27 protein-coding genes are annotated in these 26,806 nt (G+C 52.1%); 11 read left to right on the forward strand and 16 right to left on the reverse strand.

All coding sequences use genetic code 11. The features are described 5' to 3' along the window. Positions 1 to 128 precede the first annotated feature (128 nt). From rny to F0P93_RS29390, 9 genes are all read right to left on the reverse strand, one after another. Positions 129 to 1,700 carry a ribonuclease Y gene (gene rny, locus F0P93_RS29350; RefSeq protein ID WP_150881370.1) on the reverse strand — a complete coding sequence of 524 codons (1,572 nt, stop codon included), beginning with the start codon at positions 1,698 to 1,700 and terminating at the stop codon, positions 129 to 131. A gap of 142 nt (positions 1,701 to 1,842) precedes the next feature. Next, the gene (locus tag F0P93_RS29355) at positions 1,843 to 2,136 is read right to left on the reverse strand and encodes a cell division protein ZapA (RefSeq protein WP_150881371.1); all 294 of its coding nucleotides are present in this window, start codon (positions 2,134 to 2,136) and stop codon (positions 1,843 to 1,845) included. Positions 2,137 to 2,199: 63 nt separating this feature from the next. Continuing rightward, positions 2,200 to 2,559 carry a hypothetical protein gene (locus F0P93_RS29360; protein ID WP_150881372.1) on the reverse strand — a complete coding sequence of 120 codons (360 nt, stop codon included), beginning with the start codon at positions 2,557 to 2,559 and terminating at the stop codon, positions 2,200 to 2,202. Positions 2,560 to 2,639: 80 nt separating this feature from the next. Beyond that, positions 2,640 to 5,072, reverse strand: a complete 2,433-nt coding sequence (pheT, locus tag F0P93_RS29365) for a phenylalanine--tRNA ligase subunit beta (protein ID WP_150881373.1) — start codon at positions 5,070 to 5,072, stop codon at positions 2,640 to 2,642. Between the two features lie 177 nt (positions 5,073 to 5,249). After that, complete coding sequence (locus F0P93_RS29370) at positions 5,250 to 5,702, reverse strand: hypothetical protein (protein ID WP_150881374.1); 453 nt, start codon at positions 5,700 to 5,702, stop codon at positions 5,250 to 5,252. Between the two features lie 5 nt (positions 5,703 to 5,707). Continuing rightward, positions 5,708 to 6,697 (reverse strand): carboxypeptidase-like regulatory domain-containing protein, encoded by a 990-nt coding sequence (locus F0P93_RS29375; protein WP_150881375.1) that lies wholly within the window; start codon positions 6,695 to 6,697, stop codon positions 5,708 to 5,710. Positions 6,698 to 6,725: 28 nt separating this feature from the next. Further along, entirely contained in the window at positions 6,726 to 7,613 is an 888-nt protein-coding gene (locus tag F0P93_RS29380) for a hypothetical protein (RefSeq protein WP_150881376.1), read from the reverse strand. Positions 7,614 to 7,628: 15 nt separating this feature from the next. Beyond that, positions 7,629 to 8,456, reverse strand: a complete 828-nt coding sequence (locus F0P93_RS29385; RefSeq protein WP_150881377.1) for a hypothetical protein — start codon at positions 8,454 to 8,456, stop codon at positions 7,629 to 7,631. A 33-nt stretch (positions 8,457 to 8,489) separates the two neighbouring features. Continuing rightward, positions 8,490 to 9,437, reverse strand: a complete 948-nt coding sequence (locus tag F0P93_RS29390; RefSeq protein ID WP_191908954.1) for a caspase family protein — start codon at positions 9,435 to 9,437, stop codon at positions 8,490 to 8,492. Between the two features lie 104 nt (positions 9,438 to 9,541). On the opposite strand from F0P93_RS29390, the gene F0P93_RS29395 reads away from it, so the two are divergent. Next, on the forward strand, positions 9,542 to 10,399 hold the full coding sequence (locus tag F0P93_RS29395) for a hypothetical protein (protein WP_191908955.1): 858 nt from the start codon (positions 9,542 to 9,544) through the stop codon (positions 10,397 to 10,399). 18 nt (positions 10,400 to 10,417) lie between these two features. On the opposite strand, the gene F0P93_RS29400 is transcribed toward F0P93_RS29395, so the two are convergent. After that, positions 10,418 to 11,044, reverse strand: a complete 627-nt coding sequence (locus F0P93_RS29400; protein WP_150881380.1) for a DUF1684 domain-containing protein — start codon at positions 11,042 to 11,044, stop codon at positions 10,418 to 10,420. Positions 11,045 to 11,286: 242 nt separating this feature from the next. Here F0P93_RS29400 and F0P93_RS29405 point away from each other — a divergent pair, with 242 nt between their 5' ends. The 5 genes from F0P93_RS29405 (at position 11,287) to F0P93_RS29425 (ending at position 15,420) form a co-directional block, all read left to right on the forward strand. Further along, on the forward strand, positions 11,287 to 11,646 hold the full coding sequence (locus F0P93_RS29405; RefSeq protein WP_150881381.1) for a sugar 3,4-ketoisomerase: 360 nt from the start codon (positions 11,287 to 11,289) through the stop codon (positions 11,644 to 11,646). Between the two features lie 66 nt (positions 11,647 to 11,712). Next, positions 11,713 to 12,318: a riboflavin synthase gene (locus tag F0P93_RS29410; protein ID WP_150881382.1), complete on the forward strand. Its 606-nt coding sequence runs from the start codon at positions 11,713 to 11,715 to the stop codon at positions 12,316 to 12,318. Positions 12,319 to 12,373: 55 nt separating this feature from the next. Next, complete coding sequence (locus F0P93_RS29415; RefSeq protein WP_150881383.1) at positions 12,374 to 13,162, forward strand: PASTA domain-containing protein; 789 nt, start codon at positions 12,374 to 12,376, stop codon at positions 13,160 to 13,162. A 65-nt stretch (positions 13,163 to 13,227) separates the two neighbouring features. After that, a complete protein-coding gene (locus tag F0P93_RS29420) occupies positions 13,228 to 15,069 on the forward strand; it encodes a T9SS type A sorting domain-containing protein (protein ID WP_191908956.1) in 1,842 nt (613 codons plus the stop codon). 42 nt (positions 15,070 to 15,111) lie between these two features. Further along, positions 15,112 to 15,420, forward strand: coding sequence for a rhodanese-like domain-containing protein (locus F0P93_RS29425; RefSeq protein WP_150881385.1), 309 nt, complete (start codon positions 15,112 to 15,114; stop codon positions 15,418 to 15,420). 86 nt (positions 15,421 to 15,506) lie between these two features. Here the strand turns inward: F0P93_RS29425 and miaA are convergent, their stop codons facing one another. Beyond that, positions 15,507 to 16,433 carry a tRNA (adenosine(37)-N6)-dimethylallyltransferase MiaA gene (miaA, locus tag F0P93_RS29430; protein ID WP_150881386.1) on the reverse strand — a complete coding sequence of 309 codons (927 nt, stop codon included), beginning with the start codon at positions 16,431 to 16,433 and terminating at the stop codon, positions 15,507 to 15,509. 102 nt (positions 16,434 to 16,535) lie between these two features. Between miaA and F0P93_RS29435 the strand changes: the two genes are divergently transcribed. Both F0P93_RS29435 and F0P93_RS29440 read left to right on the forward strand, forming a co-directional pair. Next, on the forward strand, positions 16,536 to 17,219 hold the full coding sequence (locus F0P93_RS29435) for a DUF4230 domain-containing protein (RefSeq protein WP_150881387.1): 684 nt from the start codon (positions 16,536 to 16,538) through the stop codon (positions 17,217 to 17,219). A gap of 1 nt (position 17,220) precedes the next feature. Further along, complete coding sequence (locus F0P93_RS29440; RefSeq protein WP_225309702.1) at positions 17,221 to 19,239, forward strand: M1 family metallopeptidase; 2,019 nt, start codon at positions 17,221 to 17,223, stop codon at positions 19,237 to 19,239. A 101-nt stretch (positions 19,240 to 19,340) separates the two neighbouring features. Here F0P93_RS29440 and F0P93_RS29445 read toward each other — a convergent pair whose 3' ends face one another. Together F0P93_RS29445 and F0P93_RS29450 are read right to left on the reverse strand one after the other, a co-directional pair. Beyond that, the gene (locus F0P93_RS29445; RefSeq protein WP_191908957.1) at positions 19,341 to 20,801 is read right to left on the reverse strand and encodes a BNR-4 repeat-containing protein; all 1,461 of its coding nucleotides are present in this window, start codon (positions 20,799 to 20,801) and stop codon (positions 19,341 to 19,343) included. Positions 20,802 to 20,805: 4 nt separating this feature from the next. Then, positions 20,806 to 22,410, reverse strand: a complete 1,605-nt coding sequence (locus tag F0P93_RS29450) for an NFACT RNA binding domain-containing protein (RefSeq protein ID WP_150881388.1) — start codon at positions 22,408 to 22,410, stop codon at positions 20,806 to 20,808. A 73-nt stretch (positions 22,411 to 22,483) separates the two neighbouring features. Between F0P93_RS29450 and F0P93_RS29455 the strand changes: the two genes are divergently transcribed. Together F0P93_RS29455 and F0P93_RS29460 are read left to right on the forward strand one after the other, a co-directional pair. Next, positions 22,484 to 22,744, forward strand: coding sequence for a hypothetical protein (locus F0P93_RS29455; protein ID WP_150881389.1), 261 nt, complete (start codon positions 22,484 to 22,486; stop codon positions 22,742 to 22,744). Positions 22,745 to 22,885: 141 nt separating this feature from the next. Further along, positions 22,886 to 24,070, forward strand: a complete 1,185-nt coding sequence (locus F0P93_RS29460; protein ID WP_150881390.1) for an AGE family epimerase/isomerase — start codon at positions 22,886 to 22,888, stop codon at positions 24,068 to 24,070. A gap of 6 nt (positions 24,071 to 24,076) precedes the next feature. Here F0P93_RS29460 and F0P93_RS29465 read toward each other — a convergent pair whose 3' ends face one another. Next, entirely contained in the window at positions 24,077 to 24,838 is a 762-nt protein-coding gene (locus tag F0P93_RS29465; protein ID WP_150881391.1) for an MBL fold metallo-hydrolase, read from the reverse strand. A gap of 63 nt (positions 24,839 to 24,901) precedes the next feature. After that, positions 24,902 to 25,279 carry a response regulator gene (locus F0P93_RS29470; protein ID WP_124906585.1) on the reverse strand — a complete coding sequence of 126 codons (378 nt, stop codon included), beginning with the start codon at positions 25,277 to 25,279 and terminating at the stop codon, positions 24,902 to 24,904. A gap of 393 nt (positions 25,280 to 25,672) precedes the next feature. Between F0P93_RS29470 and F0P93_RS29475 the strand changes: the two genes are divergently transcribed. After that, positions 25,673 to 26,113: a WapI family immunity protein gene (locus tag F0P93_RS29475; RefSeq protein WP_150881392.1), complete on the forward strand. Its 441-nt coding sequence runs from the start codon at positions 25,673 to 25,675 to the stop codon at positions 26,111 to 26,113. 7 nt (positions 26,114 to 26,120) lie between these two features. On the opposite strand, the gene F0P93_RS29480 is transcribed toward F0P93_RS29475, so the two are convergent. Continuing rightward, on the reverse strand, positions 26,121 to 26,801 hold the full coding sequence (locus tag F0P93_RS29480; protein WP_150881393.1) for a Uma2 family endonuclease: 681 nt from the start codon (positions 26,799 to 26,801) through the stop codon (positions 26,121 to 26,123). Positions 26,802 to 26,806: the final 5 nt, after the last annotated feature.

The following is a 26,806-nucleotide window of genomic DNA, read 5'->3' on the forward strand; positions in this document are numbered from 1 at the left end:
CTCCGGAGGAGCGGCCTGAAGATGTTTTTAGACCGCTCCTCCGGAGCTACCACGAACTGATGGATGCTATATTTACTATTGACAGACCGCCCTTCCAGGGCTCTCCCCGGTTAACTCAAACCGTAAACTTATTTCGCGTAGGCCACTGACCGCATTTCCCGGATGACCGTGATTTTGATCTGACCGGGATACTGCATTTCCTTCTCAATTTTCTGGGAGATATCGAACGAGAGGGTGTTGGCTTTTTCGTCCGTAACATTCTCCGCATCCACCATCACCCGCAGTTCGCGACCTGCCTGAATGGCGTAACATTTGATGACGCCCTGGAAATTCATCGCCAGTTCTTCGAGTTCTTTCAGCCGTCGGATATACGATTCCATCATCTCCCGCCGTGCGCCCGGCCGCGACCCTGATACGGCATCACACACCTGCACAATGGGCGAAATCAGGGTGGTCATCTCGATTTCGTCGTGGTGCGCACCGATTGCATTGCAAACTTCCGGGTGTTCCTTGTATTTCTTGGCCAGTTCCATTCCTAAAACCGCGTGTGGCAGTTCGGCTTCCTCGGGCCATACCTTGCCAATATCGTGCAACAGTCCGGCGCGTTTGGCTAATTTGGCGTTTAAGCCCAGTTCGGCGGCCATGGTGGCGCAGAGTTTGGCCACTTCGCGGGAGTGCTGCAACAGGTTTTGGCCGTAGCTGGAACGGAAACGCATCCGGCCGATCATCTTGATCAGTTCGGGGTGCAACCCGTGAATCCCGAGGTCGATTACCGTTCGTTCGCCAATCTCGACAATCTCATCTTCGATGTTCTTGCGGGTTTTGGCCACAATTTCTTCAATCCGGGCGGGGTGAATCCGACCATCCTGAACGAGCCGGTGGAGTGATAACCGGGCAATTTCGCGCCGAACAGGGTCGAAACCGGAAATGATAATGGCTTCGGGGGTGTCGTCAACGATGATTTCAACGCCCGTGGCGGCTTCCAGCGCCCGGATGTTTCGGCCCTCGCGGCCAATCACTTTCCCCTTGATGTCGTCGCTTTCGATGTTGAACACCGACACGCAGTTTTCGATGGCGTGCTCCGTGGCCGTCCGCTGGATGGTTTCGATCACCACCTTTTTGGCTTCTTTCGTGGCCGTCAGTTTGGCTTCTTCCACCACACTTTTGATGTAGGACGACGCGCGCGAATCGGCTTCTGCTTTCAGGGCGTCCACGAGTTGTTCGCGGGCCTGCTCGGCGGTGAGGCTGGCAATTTTCTCCAGGGCTTCGACCTGCTGCTGGCGCATGCGTTCGGCTTCTTCCCGGCGTTTACCGATGGCTTCCTGCTGCTGGGCCAGTTGTTGTTTCTGCTGGTCGAGTTCGGCTTCCTTGCGTTTGCTCTGGTCGGCTTGTTGCTGAAGCTGTTGCTCGCGTTGTTTGAGTTTGTTTTCGTTGGTAATCAGAATGTTCTTCTTCCGGTTGGTGTCTTCTTCAAACTCAGCTTTCAATTTGAGGTACTTTTCCCGTGCTTCGAGAATGCGGTCTTTCTTGATATTTTCAGCCGTCAATTCGGCGTTTTTGATGATCTCTGCCGATCGGGTTTCGGCGTCCTTCTCACGCTGGGCAAACAGGCGGCCTAAAAGCCTTCTGCCAATGTAGATGCCCACTGCGATCGAGATTATATCCGACAGGAGCATCACCCAGAAATCAATTTTATTCATGTCCGTAGACGTTTGTGTGAAAAATATAGTTTTCACAGACAACTACAGTGCCGAAGAAATGAAGCAAGCCGACTGTTCAGGCAGTCAGCGTTTGGAAGTACGGGAAGAAGGCGGTTTTCGCGTTTGGTTTTCTACTCACTAATTAAGTAGTTAACGTCGAGTCAATTAACTCGTCTAAACGGGTTATCCGTTGTGTTATCTTTTCTTGCAGCGCCAGTTTTTCACTGCGAGCGTTTAGCCATCGTACGGTATTCATGACGGCAATTACCGCCAGAATATCCATGTCATCGCGCTTTTTTTTCTTATTTTTCTCCCCTAAAAAGCGTTCATTAACGAGACGTCCGGCTTCCCGGGCGGTTTCTTCGTCTTCTGGAAGAACGCTGATCGGATAGTTCCGGCCTGCAATTCGGATATTTATTGACAATAACTCTTCCATCCGTACAGCTTGTCGATCCGGTGGCAAAAACGCATCGGGCGTTTCAACCCTCCGGCAAGTGATTTATGACAAGTCACTCAAATAGGCAATACAACGATCCAATTCTTCGATGTAAACCGTGAGCTGTTGCTTCAATTCGGCAGTAGTCTCTGCGTCATTGTGTTTGTTATTTACAATCTTAGGAATATTTGTTGGTTTAGAAAACTCTTTTGATGAATTATTCACCATTTTTTCCAATTGCCTCAGTTGATTTTGATGTTTTGCTACCTCATTGGTCAATTTGGCCTTTTCGCGCTCCAGAGCGCTATTCTCCTGCTCCAGTTCGCTAATCCGTTGCCGCCCCGCTTTGACCAGTTCGACCAGGCGATTCGCCTTGTCCTCGAAGGAGTCCAGTTGCGATAAAACCGTCGACGTATTGCTCATGGTTGCGTTGAAATTTCCGGGCTAAAGTACCACTTGGAACGGATTCTTTTCTGAATCAAAAAGGAACAACCCACCGAAACTTATTTTCTGATCACGGCCCCCAGTTCCCGCTCAAAAGCCGCCATCAACCGGTTCATCGTTTTGTCAATGACGGTGTCGTTCAGCGTCTGCCCGGAATCTTGCAGAATAAAACTGACCGAATACGATTTTTTGCCCCGCTCCAGGTTTTCGCCTTCGTACACATCGAACACGTTCAAATCCCGAAGCAGTTTCCGCTCTGTTTGGTATGCCAGCCGACTGATTTGCGCGTAGGTGATGCCGGTATCCAGCACCAGCGACAAATCACGCCGAACTTCCGGAAACCGCGCTACTTCTTCGAAAACCACTTTGGCGTTGTACAACTTCAACAGGTATTGCCAGTCGAAGTCCGCGTAGAAAACCGGAGTGTTTTTCAGTTCAACCCGTTTCGTTAAACCCGCCTTTACCAAACCCAGTGAAACCAGCGGTTTTTTGTTCACCAGCAAGGTCAAGCCATACTGGAAGATAGCCGGGTCAGCGGGTTGGTTATCAGTTGTTTTAACCCGAAACGAAGTTAAGACTTTTTGTACAACACCCGCAAGGTCATGATAGTTTAAGGCCGTTTCGCTGTTTCGCTGGTTTCCGGTGAGCCAGCTTTCGGATTGCAGACGCCCGGCCATCCAGATTCCCAGGCGGGGCCGTTCGAAAAACCGCTCGCCATCGCGGCTGTACGCTTTGCCGAATTCAAAAATTTTCAGGTCTTTCTGCCGCCGGTTGATGTTGTATACCAGCGTTTCCAGACCGGAAAACAGCAAGGTCTGACGCATCACCGAGAGTTCTTCGCTCAACGGGTTCAACAACTGCACATCTGCGTTTGGCAAACTCGCCCGAATGGCTTCGTGGTAGGCCGGGCGGGTTAGCGAGTTGCTCAGGGTTTCGTAAAAACCGTTGCCCGCCAGAAGCTGGCTGGCGCGTTCCTGCAACTGATCGGGATCGGTTTCGGGAAACTCCGACAGGAAATCCGAGGAAAGGTGGTCCGAAAGCGGGACGTTGCCGAGTCCGTAAATCCGCAGGATTTCTTCGATTACATCGACTTCCCGTTCCACATCGACGCGGTAGGGCGGCACCAGCGCCGTGAAGCCCAGGTCGGTTTGGTCACTGATCTGAAGATCCAGACTTTCCAGAATCCGCTTGATTTCGACCCGGTCGATCTGTATGCCGATGAGCCGGTCAACGTTCTTGTAGCGAATCGCCACAGTGCGGTCCGACACCGGGGTAGGATAGAGGTCGATGATTTCTGAACTGACGGTTCCGCCGGCCACTTCCTGAATGAGCAAAGCGGCCCGTTTGAGCGCAAAAACCGGCATGTTCGGGTCTGTGCCGCGTTCGAAGCGGAACGACGCATCGGTTTTCAGGCCATGGAATTGCGAAGTTTTCCGAATCCAGGCCGGACTGAAATAGGCCGATTCCAGAAAAATCCGGGTCGTCTGCGCTTTCACGCCTGATTGCTGACCGCCAAATACACCGGCAATACACATCGGTTCGCTGGCGTTGCAAATCATCAGGTCGTTGGCCGCCAGCTTCCGTTCAACCCCGTCGAGCGTCACAAACGGCGTGCCTTCAGCCACGGTTTTGACAATGACCTGATTGCCGGTAATCTGGTCGGCGTCAAAGGCATGCAGTGGCTGACCCAGTTCATGACAGACGTAATTGGTTACATCGACAATGTTGTTGATCGGGTTCAGGCCAATGGCCCGCAGCCGCAGCTTCAGCCAGTCGGGCGACTCGCCAACGGTCAGACCGTCGATGGTCAACCCGGCGTAGCGGGGAGCGCCTTCCGGACTCTCGACCGTAACAGAAATCGGCAGATGCTGGTTGTCAATTTTGAACGCATCGACCGACGGCCACTGAACCGGCCGCTGCAACACGGCTTTCAGGTCGCGGGCCACACCGAGGTGCGAGGCTGCGTCGGCGCGGTTGGGCGTCAGTCCAATTTCAATCTGGTAGTCGGCTTCCAGGCCAAAATAACGGACAGCGGGTGTTCCGTTTGGCAGGTCGGTATCCAGCACCATCACCCCGGCGTGGGAGACGCCCAGCCCGATTTCGTCTTCCGCACAAATCATGCCTTCGGAAGCGGCCCCCCGAATCTTCGCTTTTTTGATCGTAAACGGGTCGCCACTGACCGGGTGGAGGGTGGCACCCACCAAGGCAACCACCACTTTCTGACCGGCCCGCACGTTGGGAGCCCCGCAGACAATGTGCAAGGGTGCTCCCTGACCGGCATCAACCGTCGTCAGACTCAGTTTATCGGCTTCGGGGTGTTTTTCGCAGGTCAGCACCTCACCGATCACGACTCCTTCCAAACCGCCCGGAACAGACTCTATTTTCTCGATACCTTCCACTTCTAAACCCGTATCGGTCAGGATTTTACCGACGTTTTCGGGGCTTTCACTCAGGCTAATCAGTTGATTGAGCCAGTTATAGGAAATCTTCATACAGCAACTGGAAAAAAAACCGCTCGAAGCGGACCGATTCAAATGGAATCTCAAAGATAGGAATTCGTGGTTAGTTGCTGGTATATTTAAGGGGAGTGATTTTATATTTCAGGGTTCGCAATCCAGCCCCTTGGCTGAGAAGAACAGGGCTTGCGTTTGCAGAACCGGTCCGACAATCTACCGGGCAGGGGCCTCACTGACGAAGAAAATACTCAGAGTGATCGTGGCGCAGCCCTGCACCACACTCACGATTTTGGTGGATCGCTTTAAGTGCTCCAGGGCGGGTGTTTCGTTAAAGGTAAAATCGAGGGGTGCGGTAAAAACCACGCCAAAGAGAATGATAAAGTAGAAAATAACGACTGCCAGTGTCAAGCGGTAATAAGACCGACGAACGACGATGTCACGGCGTTTAGCCGATTGGGCCCGGGCAACCATCACGCCAAACATCAGCGTCAGGGTGGGAAATACCTGTGGAATCAGCCAGTCCCAGGCTTCGTCGCTCTGGCCCGGATATTTGTTCCCCACCAGGGTTTGAATGAAAAAAAGTAGTATTAAAACTGCGGTAGCAACCACCCATGTAACCGCCAGATTCTTTTGAGCATCTGATTTAGCAATTCGATCGTTTTCCATAAAAGTTACCGGCTTAAATTGGGTATAAAATTAGATTTTGTCAGGTGTATTTGACCGGAGTTCTTGCTTGGATCGACCGGACGGGCCTGGCCATTTTCGGGCTTCTGAAATTCATAAATCAGTGCCGTGACGTGATACCCGCTTCCGTAGGGTTGCTTGCCGATTGCCTCCGGCAGATAATCTCCTCCCCGGTTGAGCCAGGCCTTCGCGGTGGGCAAGTCCGGTTCCAGGGAGCTGGGCGGAGTCATTTCGTTGGTTACCAGAAAAACCACTACCCGGAAATGGCCGGTTGCCGACGTAAAGAGAAGACGCAGGTAATTACCAAGATCAAACTTCCGGAGGGGCTGCACCTGCAGCGACCAGCGTTCGGCCGGATCGGCTTTTGGTGCTCCATCCGGCTCAATCTGCTCAATCTGGTTAACCATCGCGAAGCCGTTGGGAATCAGGTAATAGGAAGAACCCGGATAGTGGCTTTTTTGCAGGGCAGACGAAAGCTGCTTGTCGACCTGCGAGAGCGTGCGGGCGGTTGCGAAATACCGGTCTTCAAGGACATACCGGGCGGAAGGTTGCGGAACGGGCCAGGGGAACATCGGGAGCGCGTTTTTATCGACGGTTTGGGCATCGCCCTTGTCATTTTCAATGGCGACTTGCTGCCCCTCAGCGGTCACCAGATCAAACGAAAGGGCCACATCACCGGTCAACTGGAAAAAGGCGTAGGAGCGCACCGGCATACCGGAGTAGGTAAACGTCAGTGTGTCTGTGCGCAAAATCAGCAATTCAAATTTGCCCGCCCCATCCGTCCGGGTGTTCTTGCCGGATCGCCGGGCTGATATCAGCACCCCGGCCCGCGGGCGGTAGCTCGAATCGACGGTTCCTTTTACAACAACGAACTGCGTTGCACTGTCGGGCTGGATCTGTGCTGAAACACTTCCTGCCAGCAGACTCAGCAGAACCATTATCTTTGGAATGGTCTGAAAATCAGGCGTTTTTTTCATCGGTTGACGTTTTTTGTTCTGAACGTTTCTACATAATAGAGCGGATTCCCAGTGTAAGCGTGTCGAAAACACCGGAATTTTTTCCCAGCAGATACCGGGTATAAAAAACGTTGACGCCGATTCGCAGCGAAGGCTGGACTTGCAAACCGCCCCCGAGCTGGGTGCCGAAGGCGGTGAGCCGGGTGGATGCTTCGCCGGTTTTACCAAACGACATTGCGTGGGTCATCACACCCAGCAGGCCAATGGTGGGCTTTAGCTGGTATTGCAACACTGCGGTGACTGGCAGGGATAACGATCCGGAAATGCGGCTGTTGGGGAGAGCATAACCAATACCAGCCTGGGCGTAAAGGTAAAGGTACGGACCCAGGTCGAAAACCGTCACCGCCTGGAGCCGGAAGCTCGTCTGGCTTTCGCGCGGTTTGTAAATCGGTTGGTAAAGAAACCCCTGCACCACAAACTGGCGCGCATCCGGAATGCCTTTGGGCTTCCACCGAAACCGCGCTCCGAGGGTGTTGAAGGAACCGGCTTGCGACAGGGCCGAGTCGCTACCGAACACTTTCCAGGGCGAAGAAGCCGGGTCAAGGTCTACCCGAAACCGGTTGTAGAGCAGGTCGAGACCCAGGTTAAACCGGCCCGATTTAGAAATACCGTAGGTGACCTGAAACAGGTCGCTGAAGGTGCTGGCCCGCGCGTTGAGCTTTTCAGGCCGGGATTCACCGTTGAAAAGCCGGTTTGTGGTCTGAAGCGCGGCTGTATTGTTGAGTTCCACAAAGCCCTGGGGTAACAGAACCGCCGATACCGTTGGATTCTGGAAAGGTTCAGCGTATAGCGAATCGAGCCATTGTTGGCGGCTTTGCTGTGCAAAACCGCTCGTAATCACCAGTAAACCTATACCGAAAACGAAGAGAATTTTCACGGGCGCTTCTGGTTGTCACTGGCAATTGGTACAGGGTTTGAACTCGGCACAAAGCTGTGAGGGTTGTCCGTAAAATCCAGCGGGTGGATTTGGGTAAGGGTTGCAAAGTTTGAGCGTCTGACCGTCTATAATCGAATACCCGATGAGACTGCCGCCACTGCTCTTTTTTACCATATTACCCAGGTAGGTCGTTCCGTTCATAATCATGATAACCATCCCCGTGTACTCCTGACTGTTTTTTTTCAACTCGAATTTCAGCGTCACCCTGTCGTTTGGGTACACCTCATAGCTGGAACCCGAAATCTGCTCGACAGAATAATATTTTTCACAGGTTGCCCCGGCAGGGGCACCAACGGGCACGGCGCGTGTCTGACGGCGATAGACCAGACAGGCGCCATTGAGACAGTACATAAACCACTGCGGAGAACAGGCATCACTGTAGTAACCCTGCACCGGGCTGCTGACGTTTACACCAACATTGTCGGCTGTTAATACTCCGCTGGTGATCAGGGCCATGTCCTTCCATTCGCCCTGCCCGTTCTGGTTGACTATGCAGATTTTGCCGGCAGTTGTGCCCATCGGTACCTTGAAAGATAACTCGTCGGGAGCCGTGCGGATGAAGTCGCTGGCCGGAACCGTCGTATTGGCGAGTTTGACCGACGTGACGCTCAGAAAGTTTCGCCCTTTCAGTGTCAGGGCCGAACCCGGAATCAAACCGTTTGGAATGGCGGTTTCAATAGCGGCCAGCGGTTCGGCAGAATCGGAATCATCATCCCCGTTTTTACAGGTGGTGAGTCCGGTTAGCAAGCCGAAACAGACTAGTAAATGGTAGAGTGCTTTCATAAGAGACGGTGAAAATTGCGGTTCTGGTCGGTTTTAGTACGCTACGAAAAGAAAGCCGCCCTCGGCTTCGCTGGTAAACGTCAACTGCGGATTGTCTTTTGTGAGATGCGGTATCAGTTCAGAAACGGATACGGTTTTAGTCGTACTTCCAGTGGTTTCGGATAACTTTTGCAGCAAACTTTTTGCAAACGGCGAATGCTCCCCTTTCCGTCCACCCCGCACAACGTCCAGACTACCGGACGACAGGTACAGCCGGGTCTGGTCCTTTATGACGCAGGAAAAATAAGCGTTCAGGTCTTTGCGCCATTCCTCGCAGGCGGTTGGCTTCAGTGGACCATCTCCGCCTGACCGCGAAGTGTGGCTGATGGCTCCTCCGTAGCAGGTATCCAGTATCAGCAGGATATGCTTGCACTTGTGCCGGTCTACCAGGCTTTTTAGATAAGCCATTGGAAAATAGTTGTTTTGATCATCTTTGTCGGAATCCTTCATGATCAGATACCCTTGCCCGTTGTCCTGTTCACCATGCCCCGAGATGTAGATCAGCAATTGTTCGTTCGATTGCCAGTTTCGTTTGTTCAGTTCCTGTAGTTTGATTTCAAGTTGGCGACGAGTCGCATTCGGAAGCAGGTCCGTCCGAAACCCAAACCGGTCTTTTAGGATTTTGCCGATTTCTGCCGCATCAAAGGTGGCGTCGGGCAGATTCCGAAACCGCTTGTCGTCGTATTTCTCATTGGCAACCAGCAGAACATGGCTGTTGGGGCCCAGCCGCCGGTTCGAGAGCGGTTGGATATCGAAATGGTATGGGGGACTGGTGGTGCTGATCGCGGTCGAATGCACGGGGGAGCGGGGTCCGGTTTTTCGGATGTTAAACCGAAAGGGCGGGCTGGTTGCTTTAAATTCCGGAGTCTGGGCGAAACCGGATTGACCCCCAACTAGTACCAGCAGTAAGCACTGTCGAATCACCAGAAGTAGTATCTTCATACCGGTCAATAAAAAGCTGGGCAACTTGTAGATACGATGTGTTTTCTTCGATAGGAAATTATAAATTCCTGACTGGTAAACTGTTAATCTATTTATTGATCGGTATGAAAAAGCTGATTTGGGGAGGGATTTATCTAGTAATGATGACGCCGGTATATGCCCAGCGCATCGAACAGATCCGGGCTTCCGCATCGGGAGATACCATTCTGATCTCGTATGATCTGGTGGGAGGAGCACCCAACCAAGCCTACAAAATCCGCGCATCCTGCTGGGATGGCATCGGAAAGACGGAGCTAAAGTCGATACAGGGACTTACCGTCGTTAAACCGGGCCGTGATCACCAGCTCAAGTGGCGGGTGCTGGATGATATGGAAGTCGGGCTGGTGGGCGACTCGATTACGTTCACCCTGGCTGCGAGCGAATATACTCCGCCAATTGGTGGGTGGAATGATAAGACTCTGACACCTGAAGACCAGAAGGCATTTTTGATCATGGATTTAACCAGTCAGATCAATGCGTATTTAAATGAGGTGTATAATACTGCGAAAATATTCCGTGGGTATTCCGATGGTGCCTTTACGGGCCAATCGGCACTCCGAAATCTGGATGAGCAGCGGAAACTATTGAATGCTGCTTACAACACGCTCCTGAAAAATCGCCGGACGTTTGAATTAACGATTCAACGGCTATGGAGAGACGAGGCAAAAACCGCTGTTGCCGAGACGTTTTTTACAACTTTTTTGGATAAGATGCATCGTGAGCATATACTCCCGTTAAATGATGATGTATTGCCCAAAATGTACGATTACAACACTTTTGGAAATAAATATTACAGAAATAAGCAGCTTTTAAAAAAAATTCAAACTCGGGCGCAAGTCCTGACCGATCCGTTGTTAGCCCACGAGATTGAAACCGCCCGAAAAGACGCCTGGAATTTATATAGTGTTAGCCTAAAACAGTGAAAACTCCGCAGGAAAGGCTCATTTTTCAACATATTTCTCCCCCGCCCGAACCGCAACCGGAAGGCTGTTTTCGGCTGGCGGCAGTGGACAGGCATACTCGTGGTTATAAGCGCAATAGGGATTGTAGGCTTCGTTGAAATCGATCACCAGGCGGTTCTCCTTCACGTCGTCGGGGCTGAAATCCAGGTAGCGTCCCCCGCCGTAGGTTTCCTTGCCACTCGTCTGGTCTTTGAAGAGAACCGACAGCGTGTTCTCGTGTTTGAGCACCAGCAAACGGCACAACTCGTCGTCGATCGTAAAAACCGCATGGGCGTATTTCTCGTAGACTTCCTCGCTGCCGTCGGTCAGGGGAACCACCAGCTTCTTTTTGTCGGCAAAAGGCTCCAGTCGGGCCGCAACGCGGTAGGCCGGATCGGGGTTGAAATAGACCAGACTTTTGAATTTGGTTTTATCGGTAAATGGCGACTCGCTGCTCGTTCGGAAGAATTCTTCTTTGTCTTTCCGCTTCTGGAGCACTTCCAGACGATAGGATTCCGGGTTGGTCACCGCCGGGGTATCGGTATTCCCGGAGTCGAAAAAAGAATAGTAGATGATCGCCAGCACAATCAGAAACAGACCCACCAGCAAAAAACGATTCCGAGGCATAACAGGATGGTTTTGAGCCGTGAAATTACAGATTCAGAACGGGTTTTTGCAGGATAATTGCATTCGTTTTCCGGCTTCGTGTGCCGGTTGGTGTCATTTTTGTGCAAAAACAGGTCGCCCGGACCGGAAAATACCGCGCAGGACGGGTACTTTTGTGGTTTTGCTCAAAAGGCTTGTTTTGTTAAATTTTTGCCAAATTTCTCAGTAGTTTACCGCCCAATTGACGCGGGTAAAGGCAAAGTATGGCTCAACTTTTAGTTTTAGATACGTTTGAATCCGATTCCGGAAATCTGACCGTGATTGAAAAAATTATGCCGGGATCGATCAAACGCGTTTTTTACATCTACGAAACCGAAGAAACGCTGCGGATCGGACAGCGGTATCACCGGGCCTGGCACGCCATTCTGTGCCTGAATGGGAGCTGCCGGATGCAGGCCCGGAGCGGGGCGCAATCAACGGATTTTGTGCTGGATGATCCCCGGAAATGCCTGCTCCTGGAGCCGGGAGACTGGCATCAGATTGAGGAGCTGACGAGCGGTGCTTTCCTGCTGGTGCTTTCCAATGAATATGACGACCCCGCCGACTTTGACACCGCTATCTGAAAAGGAATTCTTCTCCTCTACATCCTGTTAGTCGTATTGACGGCATTATCCAAGATTAAGCGTACTATGTTCACCGGAATCATTGAAGCGACCGGCGAGGTGACCGACATCACCGCCGAGGGGACCAACCTCACCTTCCATCTGCAATCCCGAATTGCCCCCGAATTAAAAGTTGACCAGAGTTTGAGCCACAACGGCGTTTGCCTGACGGTGACATCGGTGAATGGTAAGGCGTATACCGTTACGGCGGTGGAAGAAACGCTAAAGAAAACCAATCTCGGTCAGGTCAAAACCGGCGACCGGGTCAATCTGGAGCGTTGTATGCCTGCCAACGGCCGGTTCGACGGCCACATTGTTCAGGGCCACGTCGACCAGACGGGGGTTGTTACCGGCATTGCCGACCAGAACGGAAGCTGGCTGTTCGATTTTCAATACCGCCTGACGGCCAACGACCCCAAAGAGAACAATATTACCGTTGAAAAAGGCTCGATTTGTATCAATGGTGTGAGTTTGACCGTTTTTAATTCGGGACCGGATTCGTTTCGGGTCGCCATCATTCCCTACACCTACGAGCACACGACCTTTCGCGACCTCAAGGTGGGCGATGTGGTCAATCTGGAGTTCGATGTGGTAGGGAAATACATAAAAAAAATGCTGGGCCTGTATCAATAACCGCCCGGCAAACCGCTAATATTGTGGTTTAACCCAGCGTTCATACCTTGATTTCATGACGAAAATCAGCACCCGTTCGACGACCGACCTGCTTACCCACGCGGGTATTATGCTGGGATTGGTAGCCGTTCTGTTTTTAGGCTTTTTCTTCCTGTATCTCCCGTTTACCACCCACCACGGTCAGACGATCACGGTTCCGGATCTGAGCCGGATGAATACGTCGGAACTGGAGGATTTTTTAAGCGACCACGACCTGCGGTTTGAAGTGGAGGATTCTGCCTACGTGGCCGGTGCCGAGCCGCTGACGGTGGTTTCGCAGTATCCCAAACCCGGTTTCAAAGTCAAAGAAGGGCGCAAAATCTACATTACCATCACGACCGAAAATCCGCCCATGATTCCCATGCCCAAGCTCGTGGATCAGACGTACGTCAGCGCGCAATATGCGCTGTCCAGCAACGGGTTACAGATGGGTAAACTGAAATACGTTCCCGATTTGGCGCAGGGTACGGTTTTGCAGCAACTCTACGAAGGAAAGGAAATCCTGCCGGGTACGCGGATTGCCAAAGGATCAAAAATCGACATTGTGGTGGGCGACGGCCTGGGCAATACTATGTTTGCCGTTCCGGACGTTGTAGGTAAACCACGCGACGAAGCCGAAATGCTGATCCGGGGTTCTAATTTGCAGGTTGGCACGATTCTTCCTGTAGAAGATCCTGAAAAAGAAGTCGGCACGGTGGTCCGGCAAAACCCGGCTGCCCGACCCGGGGCGACCATTCGCGTGGGCGATGTGATTGACCTCTGGGTGGTTGGTCCGGTCGAAAATGATGATACGCAGGAAGAATGAAGCACCCTATAGCAAGCAACAGACGGGTTTTTTGTCATCCATCGGCTGTTGCCGGCTGGTTACGGTTGGTTAGTCATGCATGTAGCCCGACGGTTCTCTATAGTCTGGTTCTCGCGGCTTTTGTCTGGCTGCCGACCGCTTCTGCGCAGATTCGGGTTGTCCCGATGGAATCCTTTCCGAACGAACTGACACTCCCTAAACCGGCAACCGCCGGAGCCCGGATTCAGGCGCTGAAACTGCCCTTTTTCGACGATTTTGCAACGGCGGTCGACCGGCCTAACGCGGTTTTGTGGCAACCCAGCAACGTCTACATCAACAACACGCTCCCCATCAACCATCCTTCGCTGAACGTTGCCACGTTTGACGGACTGAAAGCCAATGGAACGCCCTACGATTTTCTGGATCAGGACGCGAATGGGCCAACCGATACGCTCACGGCTAACCCGATCAATCTGGCAGGAATGTCGGCAGCGGATGCCATTTTCCTGAGTTTTTACTGGCAGCGCAAAGGGCTGGGCGAACTGCCCGATGCCGAGGATTCGCTGCGGCTCCAGTTTCTGAACAATGCCGGAACCTGGGAAACCGTCTGGAAACAGGAAGGGGATACGGCCAACAATAATTTTACGCAATCGTTCGTCGCCGTCAACCAGGCCCGGTTTCTGCATGCATCCTTTCAGTTCCGGTTTGAGGCCTTTGGCCGGACGTCGGGCGCGTTCGATAGCTGGCATCTCGACTACATTTATATGGACAAAGGCCGGTCGGCTACCAATCTGTATATCAAAGACATTGCGACCCGGCAACCGGTTTCGTCGTTTTTGAAACGGTATTCGGCCATGCCGATGAAGCAATACCGGCTGAACCCCGTGGGTGAAACCGCCGATACGATCCGAACGGACATAGTCAATCTGTTCAACAACTTCAACTTCACAACGTACCGCGCGGTTGTGAAAGACCAGCTAAGCGGTACGGTTTTTCAGCAGTACCAGTCTCCCTCAGAAGGAATTGCGTCGCTGAGTTCGCAGCCCAAAACCATGAAACCGCAACCACTGCCCGCCGGTTTTACGGCCGAAAAAGCGTGGTTGCAAACCCAGTTTGCGGTTCAGACCACCGATACGATTCCCGGCGTCAACCTCCGCCGAAACGACACGATCGCGTCGGTAACGGTTTTGGATAACTACTATGCCTACGACGACGGTACCGCCGAAGCCGCGATTCAGAATACGCAACGGCAAGGGCGGGTGGCCATGCGGTTTTTGCTGAACAAACCGGATGCGGTGTCGGCCCTTCAGATCTGTTTCGCACCGGTGAAAACGAACCTGACCGGGCAGGTAGCGGTTTTTAGCCTGTATGCCGATGACCGGGGAAGACCGGGTCGGGTGCTGTATCAGAAGGCTGCCGTCATCAGTTACGCCAATTCCAGGAGCGGTTTCGTTGAAATTCCGCTCGAGTATGGCGTGGCCGTTACCGACACCTTTTACGTCGGCTGGACGCAGGTGAGTGAAGACTATATTGTAGCCATCGGTTTCGATAAAAACAGCCCGTTCGGCAATCAGGTTTTTGAAGGCCGGGGTTCGTCCTGGGACCCCAACAATCCGGGCGGAGTGCCAATGATCCGGCCCGTGATGGGAACCGGAAAAGATGCTCCCATCACCGGAATTGAGGATGACGCGGAAGCTGCAGCCCAACTGCTGGTGTTTCCGAATCCCAGTTCCGGTATTTTGATCTGGAAGAATCCGGCGATTCGGCAGATTGAAATTCTCGATCTGAACGGTCGGCTGTTGGTCGATGCCCGTCCGGCGGTTGGACAAAATCAGTTAAACGTCAGTCAGTTAGCGGACGGTTTTTACTTGGTTCGGCTGTCAGACGGTAAAAAGACCGTGGTTCAGAAATTAATTATCCGAAAGTAACCCTACTTTTGCCTTTCTGATAAATGACAAAACACGATTGACATGGACATTACCGCACAGGAACTCAAGGAACGGTTAGACAAAGGCGAGAAAATCAACCTGATCGACGTTCGCGAAGAATACGAATTTGACGAAGATAATCTGGGGGGAGAGCTGTATCCACTCGGCAGTCTTCCCAGCCAGATCGATGACCTGGAAGATCTGCAAGACGAAGAAGTCATTATTTACTGCCGGTCGGGAGCCCGCAGCGGTCGCGCGCAGCAATTCCTGGAGCAGAACGGTTTTTCCAACGTCCGCAACCTGATCGGCGGCATTCTGGCGTACCGGGAAAATGAGCGGAAAGCGCAGTGATAGTTTGAGCAATATCGAATAATGAATATTGAATAACGAATATCGAAATAGGGGCTTTCGATTCTCTTTTCCTGCTTCGCTATTCGTCATTCAATATTCATTATTCGATATTCAATAACCTTCAAGATTTCTTCTTCCTCCTCCGCTCCAAACCACTGATAATTTCCCTGATGGCGGAACCACGTCAACTGGCGTTTGGCATAGCGCCGGGAGTTGCGTTTCAGCAGACGCACCAGTTCGGTCATATCATAATCTCCATCCAAATACCCGAAAACTTCCTTATAACCAACGGTTTGCAAAGCGGTGGAATGCCGGTAGGGCAGGAGGGAGCGTACTTCTTCGATTAAACCGCTGGCAAGCATGGCATCCATCCGGCGGTCGATGCGGTCGTAAAGTTCCGCCCGCGGACGATCCAGGGCGATGAAGACCATTTGAAACGGGCGGGGCGACAACGGACCCGTAACTTCCTGTTTTCGAAAAGACGAATACGGTTTTCCTGAACTCAGGCAGACCTCCAGCGCCCGGATCACGCGCTGCGAATTTTGCAGATCAGCGGTTTCGGCATACGTTGGGTCCAGCAGCCGGAGTTGTTCCCTTAATGGCTCCAGTCCTTCAGTTTCGAGCCGGTTCATGAGTTCGGCACGCAGGGCCGGATCGGCTTGCGGAACATCATCAAGGCCAAAGCAGACCGCGTTGATGTACAGCCCCGTCCCGCCCGACAAAATCACGACGTCCTTTGTCTGAAACAGTTCATCCAGCACCGCCAGGGCTTCCCGCTCGTATTGCCCGGCACTCACCGGATTCAGAATGCTGTGGGAATCAACGAAATGATGCCGGACGCCCTGCATTTCCCCGGTGGTTGGTTTGGCAGTTCCGATGGTAAGTTCCTGGTACAACTGCCGCGAATCCGCCGAGACGACGTCGGTTTGCAACACCTTCGCCAACCGGACGCACAGGCTGGTTTTTCCAACGGCGGTGGGGCCGGCAACGACAATCAATAATTTATTCGTCATGGAGTAGAAACCAATTCCCTTTTTTAGCGTCTTAAAGGAAAGCAGGCCCTGTTTGGTAGAACTGCAAAAGTCTGTACCTTTCGTCAACTATCCAACTCTTCTATGGAGTCTTCGAATACGTTATTCATTCTCATTACGCTGCTGTTGGGCGGTTTTGGCGGTGTTGCGATCTCCAACTGGTGGCGCAAAAAAAAGGCGAATCCGATCACCGACGTTCGCAAGGAGTCCACGATTTTGCTGGACCGGATCGAGAAAGTCTTTAAGGTGGTGATGGCCGAAGGGTATTTTACGGAAATTCTGAGTTATCAGGACGATAAAAAGTTTCTGTATTTCATCAATGACCCCAAAAAAGCGTTAATCATTGCGAAGGCCAAAGTGCTGGTTGGATTTGACTTTGCGAAGATCCGGTTTCGGCAGCCGGAGTCGGGCGAGAAAAAGCTCATCATCGAATCGTTTCCCGAACCGCAGGTGCTGTCCATCGATACCGACTATAAATTTTACGACATCGATCCGGGCTATCTGAATCACTTCCGGAGCGAGGATTACACCCGGCTGCTCGACGAATCCAAACAAACGATGCTCGACCGCGCGATGGAGAGCGATTTACCCCGGATTGCCAACAACCAGATTCAGTTTATGATGTACCAGTTGGCCGAAACGATGGGCTGGCAGCTCGAATTACCCGAAGCAGAACAGCGCAAACTGACCGAATTGACACAGCAATACGACCAACTGAAAGCCGAACCCAAGGCGTTGCCGGGGGATATTCTGGATGAAGAAAACTAGTATGAAGACACATTTCGCTGAAATAATGATCCGGAAGCAGGTTCACGCGCTGAGCCTGTTTTTATTTTGCCTCACCGCATCCGCCCAATTACCCGACAATGGCGTTGCTACCTGCCAGCATACGCGCCTGAACTATTTCGGGTCGCTGGCAAAATCCAGCCGGTCGGCGCGCATTCAGTACCCCGGCGATGCGACCATCGACGTGACCTATTACAAACTCGACCTGAACATCACCTACACGCCCAATTACCTGCGCGGGGCTGCCACGATCAGACTCACCAGCGCGGGCGATAACCTCAACCGGTTTTTCCTGGATCTGGCCAATGAAATGAAGGCAGATTCGGTGAAAACCGGCACGCAGAAACTCGCGTTTTCGCAGGAAAACAACCAGCTTTCCATTACGCCCACCCAGCCACTGGGCAAGGGTCAGGCGCTAACCGTAACGGTTTATTACCAGGGAAAACCGGGCGCAACGGGTTTAGGAAGCTTTACGTTTGGTACGCATGGCTCTCAAAATCAACCCGCTATCTGGAGTCTGAGTGAGCCGTATGGTGCCCGTGACTGGTTTCCCTGTAAAGATTCACCCGCCGACAAAGCCGATTCGTCGGATGTCTGGATTACCGCTCCGAAGCAATTTGTTTCGGTTTCGAACGGTCGACTGGAACGGGTCATCGACAACGCCGACAGCACGCGTACGTACCGCTGGCGAAACCGCTATCCGATTGCCAACTACCTGATTTCGGTAGCCATGTCGAATTACGCGCTCTACGAACAGACGTTCCGCTCATCGCCCACGGATTCGATGCCGGTGACGCACTACCTTTACCCCGAAGCCCTGACCGAAAACGTGCGAAAGACGCTGGATCAGACCACGGCCATGCTGGCGGTGTTTACGAATTACTTTGGACCATATCCGTTTCTCAAAGAGAAATACGGCCACGCGCAATTCGGCTGGGGTGGAGGAATGGAGCACCAGACCATCAGTTCGATGGGGGCCTTCAACACCGATCTGATTGCCCATGAACTGGCTCATCAGTGGTTTGGTAACAAAATTACCTGCAAAACCTGGGAACACATCTGGCTCAATGAAGGGTTTGCGTCCTACGCGGAAGTGCTGTACCGGGAATCCGTCGGGGGAACTCCCGCGCTTCGTTCCTACATGAATTCGTATATGCTGCTGGCCCGTCGGGCGCGCGGGACACTGTTTGTGCAGGATCTGGCGAATGTGAACAACATCTTTGATTCTAACCGGACGTATTACAAAGGCGCGACCGTCCTGCACATGCTGCGGGGCATCGTGGGCGATCAGAAGTTTCGGGAGATTTTGCAGAAATATGCCGCTTCGGAGTTTGCCTACAAAGCCGCTACCACCGAGGATTTTGCCGCCATTGCGTCGCAGGTCTACGGAAAACCGCTCGACTATTTTTTTAAGCAGTGGATTTACGGCGAGAATTACCCGACCTACCGCGTGAAATGGAGCAGCGGAGCCCTGGCGGGGCAAGCCAATCAATACCGGGTGAACCTGCGGCTGGAGCAAACCACCGGCACGGCCAACCCGGCTTTTTTCACGATGCCAGTCCCGGTTTTGGTGAGAACCTCGGTGGGCGATACCCTGATCACCGTCGTGAACACCAGCGCCGACCAGACGTTCGAGCTTACCGTGAAAGGACAACCGACTGAAATTCAAATTGATCCGAATGGGTGGATTTTGAAGCAGGTCGAAGTGACGGAAGTCATTACGGCCCTGAACGACCCGGTTCCGGCGACGCAACTGACGGTTTTGCCGAATCCCACCCGCGATCAGCTAACGGCTCAAATCGATGTGGCCGGGGCGTTTACGGGGCGGCTGGTGTTGACCAATTTGGCGGGGCAGGAAGTAGTTACCTTATCCGAACGGCCTTTTACCAGCGGACGGCATACGGTTACCTGGCCGGTGCTTCACCTGCCGGTCGGACGTTATAACCTGACGCTAACCACCGGCGACCGTCGGCTGACAAAAGCGGTTTTAATCGCTAAATAAAAGGAATGTAAAATATCAAATGTTGAACGCCAAATGTAAAAGTGAGAAAATCATCCCAGCTTCAACTTTTACATTTGGCGTTCAATATTTTACATTTAAAATTAATCTCTTCCCATCGGCACCGGTTTTTCCATTTCCCCTTTCATTTCAGCCGGTAATTGAAACACCTGCCCTTCCCGGTTGCAGAAATAGAGAAAAGAAGCCGACGGTTTTCGGGCGTTGCCATCGGCCCAGAAGGCGTAAAAACCGGGATGGGCCACCACGGGGCGACGGGGATAGGCATGGTTTCGAACGCTGTTCTGCGTAACGGCTTTCACGGTTTTCCAGGATTTTCCGGCATTCCGGCTTTCCAGGATGGAGAGTTCACCGCCCGTGCCAAACGGCTGCGGCCCGGCTTCGAAGGAGCCGATGATGCGCCACGCATTGCCTTCCACCACCAGCGATGCCATATCGTAGTTGTGATCCGATTGCGCCACGGCCTGGATTGCCCATTGCTTGCCGGTCCAGTGAGCCACCTGCCATTCATACGGGCCGTTTTGGGGTCCCGGTTCCGGGCCTTTGCTGCTGACATACAGAATGATCGGTCGGTTGGTGGCATCGTAGTTGACATCGCTGATGTACACATTCCGGCCCAACTTCCGGTAATCTTTCACCAGGGCTGCGTTGAGGGTGTCTTTGAGGGGCAACTGAACCGGTTTTCCGTCGGCGGTATGCCAGCTTTTGCCAAAATCGTCGGTTTCGACGTAATAGACATTGGTGCGGTAATCGAGTCCGGCACCGACTTTGGTGTTAGGGTGGTAATTAAACGCACTGCCAATCTTGCTGCCGCGTTGCCCGCTGCTTTGGTAATGGCCCTCCTCGATGCTCGCAATATCCTGCCAGGCCGACCAGGTAATGCCATCCGGGCTGGTGATGTAGGAAATCGTTCGGCGGGGTTTGTTGGCACCGTAGGGTAAAACGCCCCGGTCGTAATGGGTCATCAGGTTGAAAAAACCGCTGCCGGGTTGGTAATACGTTTGCAGGTAAGAGAAGTTGTTGAACGGAACGGTTTGCCCGGTTTCATCCCGGCGCGTGGCTTCCATGCGGTCGAAGGCGCTGATGTCATACGGTTTCCGGCTCCGGTGAATAAACGACGGACGTTCAGTCCCGTGCGAGGTGGAAAAGAGCCAGATATACCCCTGACGATCCAACTGAATCACCGGATTGTCGTGTGCGTCATCAGTTTTTTTGTTCAGCACCAGCGTGGGGCGCGACACCATCCCGGTTTTGTGATCGAAGAACCCGACCATATGACACAACGCGCGGGAACTGGAGTCGGTGACGCCCCCATAACAGAAAAACGTCCGCCCGACCGCCGGGGCGTAAACCGAGAATGGATAGTGATTGGCCGGATACGTTCCTAAACCGCCACTGTATTTGTAGACATACTCGTTTTTGGTGTCGCCGATAAAATACCAGATGCCCCGGTAGCCGGATGCCTTCTGGTTGAGCGTTTCAACCTGAGCGTCAACGAAAAATGAAGCCAGAAAACTGGTGATAAACACTATACTACGGAACATCATGGGGTTAAGCGGTTTTGAGCAATCCTTCGTCTTTCGGCACCACCAGAATCACTTCTTCTTTTTCGACTTTCACCTGACCGGCCGCCAGCCCTTTGGGTTTGCGGACGAATTTTTTGGGTGTATAAATCACCGGGCAGAGCGAATCCGTCCGGCGTTTGGAATACCAGGCCGCCAGTTCAGCCGCCCGTTCGATCACGGTTTTGGGAAACGTCTTCCCGGCTTTGTATTTAATCACGACGTGCGAACCCGGCACGTCGCGGGCGTGCAGCCACAGATCGTCTTTGTAGGCGTATTGCTGCGTCAGCAAATCATTGTTTTTCGAATTGCGGCCAATCAAAATCACAAAACCTTCGTGCATCACCTGTTTGAACAGAGGGGCGGTTCCGTCGGCGGCTTTTTCTTCGTTGATCGGATTCTTTTTCAGGTATTTCCGCAACTCCCGCAGCGATTCCACGGGTTGAATCAGGTCGATTTGCTTCTGAAGCTGCTGAACTTCCAACTCCCGGTTTTCGATTTGTTCCTGAAGAATACCGGTTTCAATTTTCTCGTTTTTTGCTTTCCGGTAATAGTGTTCGGCGTTTTTCTGGGGACTGAGATCGGTTTTTAGCTTGATTTTAATCGGTTTGTTCCGGTAAAAATCCTCCAGTTCCACCACCTCCGGCGAACGCGCCCCCGGACTTTCGGGAATCTGGTGCAGATTGGCCATCAGGATGTTGGCAACCTCTTCATTCTTAACTGATTCGTCCAGGCCAATGAGCCGTTGCAGGTTGGCGTCGATGGAGGCTTTGGTGCGTTTCAGCCGCTTTTCCAATAACCGCAGGGCTTCGCCTTTCTCGCGTTCCAGCGTATTTTGCCCCATAAAGCTGGCGAAAAACCGGTTGCTGGCTTCGAGCGGATCGGTAAATTCCTGCCGGATGGGTTCGCCGTAAAGCAGAAGGGATAGCGCCGGTTTGTGTTGGAAGGTCGTGAGGTAAAAGCGCGGTTGTTCCAGTTGCCGCACAGTTTCCTGAATCAAGTCCCACTTCCCGCTTTCGTCTTTTTCGTTGATGCCTTTTTCCTCCAGATACGCATTGACAAGTTTCCCAAAGGTCGGAAACGGCTTCCGGTGGTCGAAACCGCTTTGTTGGTAGGCTTCCCAGGATTGATCAAGCGGCCGGTTGAGAGCCGACAGAACGAGTTGCGTGTCGGCCGCCAGTTTGTTGTTGAACAGGTCGATCACCGCATCATCCGAAAAGATCAGCAGATTGGGGCGGTTTCCAAAGAATTTGAACAGCAACGTAAAACCGCCTTCCAGCGTGATGGCCAGACAGCGTTCGTTCAGAAACGAGCGGACGTCGATCACCGGCTGGTCATACAAATTCTCGAACAGATCGACGCTGTTGATGCGGGCGCGTTGAATGGTTTCGGGAAACAGCAGGCCCGAAAAATCGGGTCGAAGGGTGGCTTTAATGAAAAACGGGCGGTAAAAATTGACTTTCCCCCGGGCGTGGGCAAACACCAGCACCAGTTCGTCCCGATCCTGGCTGAAACATTCCATGAGTTTCAGGCCAACCAAATGCGGTTTCAGGGCAGGAGCAAGCTGACGGAGAAAATAGTAATTGGTGTGCATAGGGTACAAAAGTACCGCTCCAAACAATTTTCCCTACTACCGGTTCAATTCTTGTACCAAATTATCTGTACTCATGGCACACAACAAAACCACGAACCTCCCCGGTTCGAACGACAAGCAGCCCGGTTCCGATAATAACCGGAATTACAACGCCCGGGATACATCCGGCCAAACGCCAAACATGGCGCAAAGCCGATCCAATCAGCATAAAACCAAGCAGGAGCCTGAAGAAGACCACACTGGCAAAACGAAGGCCGAATTGCAGGAGGAGCGTGGAGGACACGGACACAGCGGCCATAGTAAGTCCCGGAGCGGAAGTGATTCGGGAAATTAGGGTAGTAGTTAAAAGAATATCGAATAACGAACACTGAATAACGAATATCGAGGGGCGGAGTAGATAAATTCACGGCATTGTTCGATATTCGTTATTCAATGTTCAGTATTCGCTATTTCTTTATACTTTCCTAAGCTTGGTATGGTTGACCTTCGAGCGATCCGTCAGGAACTCAATCAGGAATTAAAAGACATTCTGGCCTATTGGCAGAAATACGGCCCCGATCCGGTTGCGGGGTATTACGGGCAGGTCAATTATCAGAATGTGCCAAAAACCGATGCCGCCAAAGGCATTGTGCTCAACAGCCGCATTCTGTGGACGTTTGCCGCTGCCGCCCGGCACATGCAGCACGACGAATACCTGCCTTACGCCGAACGTGCCTACAACTACATCGAAAAATATTTTCGGGATAAGGAGCAAGGCGGGGTGTACTGGGCCGTCGACTACAAAGGCGAGCCGCAGCAGACCTTCAAGCAACAATACGGTCAGGCGTTTGCGATCTACGGATTGAGCGAATATTACCGGGCCACCAAACACCAGCCCGCCCTGGATTTTGCGAAAGAGATTTACGGACGCATGATCAAACACGCCTACGATCCCAAACGGGGCGGCTTTTACGAGTCGATGACCCGCGACTGGTCGGGCATGGCCGACGACTACGTGATCAGCAAAAAAGACAATCACGAAAGCAAAACCATGAATACGCACCTCCACATTTTGGAGGCATTCACTAACCTTTACCGCGCCTGGCCGGATAAGGGTCTGAACCAGCAGATTCATGGCTTGATCGGTAATTTTGAGAAATACATTATCGATCCGAAAACGTACCGGATGAATCTGTTCATGGACGACGACTGGAAGGTCCGGAAAACCGCCATTTCCTACGGCCACGACATTGAAGCCTCCTGGCTGCTGGTCGAATCGGCCGAAGCCCTGCACGACGAAGCGTTGATCAAACGCATCAAGACGCTTTCTGTAAAAATGGCGCGGGCGGCTGCCACCGGCCTGGAAGCCGACGGCGGGATGAACTACGAGTATGATCCCAAAGAAAACCATGTGAACCGCGAACGCTCGTGGTGGGTGATGGCCGAGGCCATGGTCGGTTTTATGAATGCGTATCAGTTAACCAAGGAGCAGCAGTTTCTGGATAAGTCACTGAAAACGTGGGACTTCATAAAAGCCTATATGCTCGACAAGAAGAACGGCGAGTGGTATAGCGGCATTGACGAAAACCACAAAATACTCGGAAATACCAAAATCAGCATGTGGAAATGCCCGTATCACAACGGCCGGGCGTGCATCGAGATGGTGGATCGGTTGGGGTGAGATCGCCTACAGTTCAATTTTTAACCCATCGTAACCCAGTCGGATCGACGGCGGCAATCGTTTTTCGACTTCCCGGTGAAGACCAATTTTGTGGCTCATGTGGACAAAATAGGTTTGTTCCGGCCGAATCCGCTCCACCAGAGCGAGGGCCTGTTCGAGCGTGAAGTGGGAAATATGGGGCTCGATTTGCAGGGCATCCAGCACCAGAATCCGCGTTCCGTACACCTTTTCCAGCTCTTCGTCGGAAATATAATTGAGGTCGGTCAGGTAGGTGAAGTTATGAATGCGGTAACCAAAAACCGGTAAGCGATGGTGTAATACGTCGATGGGCGTAAACAGAACACCCTCAATTTCAAACGGCTCGTTCCTGATCTCGTTCAACTGGAGACGCGGAATGCCGGGGTACTTTTTTTCGGCGAAGATGTAGGCGTATTCAGTCTGAAGCTGGTTCAGAACGCGCTGGTGGGCGTAGACGGGAACATCCTGCCCCTGGAGAAAGTTGTAAGCCCGAACTTCGTCCAGCCCGGCGGTATGGTCTTTGTGTTCGTGCGTAAACAGCACCGCATCGAGTCGTTGGATACCGGTGCGTAACATCTGCTGTCGAAAATCCGGGCCGGTATCGACAACGAAGCTTTTTCCATCAATGTCAAGATGAACGGAGGTCCGCAACCGTTTGTCCCGGAAGTCAATCGAGCGGCATACGTCACACGCACAACCAATCAGCGGCACACCGGAGGATGTTCCTGTTCCGAGGAGTGTAACAATCATAAGGATTGAAGGAAGGAAGAGTGGAGGAGTGATTGAACAGACACTCCTCCATTTCTTCACACCTTATTTATCCGTTAGCTGATTCACGACTTCGACCAGCCGGTCGAAGTTCAGCGGTTTCACCAGAACATCGTTGAAACCGGCGGTTTTAAATTCTTCCTCCGTATAATTTTTCGCGTTTCCGGTGATGGCTACAACGGGAACCGCGGCTTTTTCCTTGTCGGCGAGCGCCCGCACCCGGCGTACGCACTCCATGCCATCCATCACGGGCATGTTAATATCCAGCAGGATGATGCTGAAATCTTCCTTTTCCAGAATTTGCAAGACCTGCTCCCCGTTTTTAACGGAGGTGATGTCGTAATTCTGGAATTCAAGAATTTTACGGGCAAGGTTCTGGATAACGGAGCTGTCTTCGGCAATCAGTACTCGTTTGGTAGACATAAAGTCAATGGCTTGTGGTGAACTGTATCTTCACAGGAAGTTTGGACAGGTGAAATTAACGACTATTCCAATAACACAAAAAAAATGTTCGTGTACAGTCCCTACTTAATTTCGTTTATCCGACGATAAAGAGGTGACGTTGAATTATTTCTCGCCTAGTTAAATTTTTTAAACGGAAAATGCTATAAAATTCTATCCCTTTTGTATTTTTACTTTACGTTTATCCCTACGTGTTGGTTGTGTTTGAATGGCTACTGGCTTTCGGTTGAGACCCGGTTTTTTCCTGATTCGGTTCTGCGATTTGCCCTGGCTGCCCCGTGCCTGAACTGCGCTGTAAGATTGTGTTGATTGTACTTCGGTTTGCCGCAAACAGACCGCCTGATTTTCTAACCCATGAAACTGACTGGCCCCGAAGCTTCTTTTGAACTCGATATCCTGGACTATGAATACAGCGATTCGCAGTATTTTATGGATCGTAACTGGCTGTTGATCAGTTTAAAAACCCGGTACCGAAACAAAGAGTATACGACGACGGCACCCCTGTTGTCGACCTGGGAAATTGAGTTGCTGATCAACTGGATGCGATCAGTGGTTTCTCAGCGGGAGCTTTCTCCCCGGCTTTCGTTTGTAGAACCGTGCCTGGGCTTTAGCAATTCGTCGAAGGGCTTGAGTGGGTATTCATTCGGGATCAAGCTCGATCAGGAAGCGGCCCCGGATTGGTACAGCGATCCCTACAAACCTTTCTGGTTGTCGGTCAGTCCCAACAACGATGAGCTGGAGCGGGCTATTTCGGACCTGGAAGGTCAATTGGGGCGTTTTCCGGTGCGGGATTGATCGGTCTTTATTCCCTGATTAACACTTGCAGGGTAATCAGGTTCACACTTTTATCGAAAATAGCCCGAACCGGAATCCGGAAACCGGGAATCGTCAGACTTTCGAGGGTGTCATTCACAAAAAGAACCGCAACTTCTTCAAAAGCCATCAAATCCTCGTCCAGTTTATACTGCTCCAGTGATTGCCGAACCGGGTCTATCATCCAATACTCCCGGACGCCGTGGGCCGCATAGTCTTCGAATTTTATTCCCCCAACGGACGTTGCGCGATCGCGCCCGGTGGTGGTTCGGGAGAGAATTTCAACAATGAGATCCGGGGCGGGATGTTCCATCTGATCGTCGTGAAACGATGCCGCTATTTCTTTGTTCCAGTAGCAAATATCGGGTTCGTAGTCGTTTCGGGATAAGGCAACCAGCGCTTTTTCAAAATCGACTTCACCTAAATTGTGAACAGTGACATAATTTTGAAGCAAATTGACCAGGTATTTGGAAGCTTCAAGGTGCCTTCTTTTAACCGGCGAGTGCATCACAACCACACCATTTATAAATTCCGCTTTTACATCATCGCGCAGCCACTCACGGAATTCTTTACGCCGTTGTGCTTCGTCGTTCAATATAGCCTGTGCCCGTTCGATAACCAGTTTGGCATCCGGCGCTTCCAGTAAATCAGCAACGCGGCTTGTGATCATAGTGA

It is taken from the genome of Larkinella humicola, assembly GCF_008727875.1.
In the GTDB taxonomy this organism is placed as follows: Bacteria; Bacteroidota; Bacteroidia; order Cytophagales; family Spirosomataceae; genus Larkinella; species Larkinella humicola.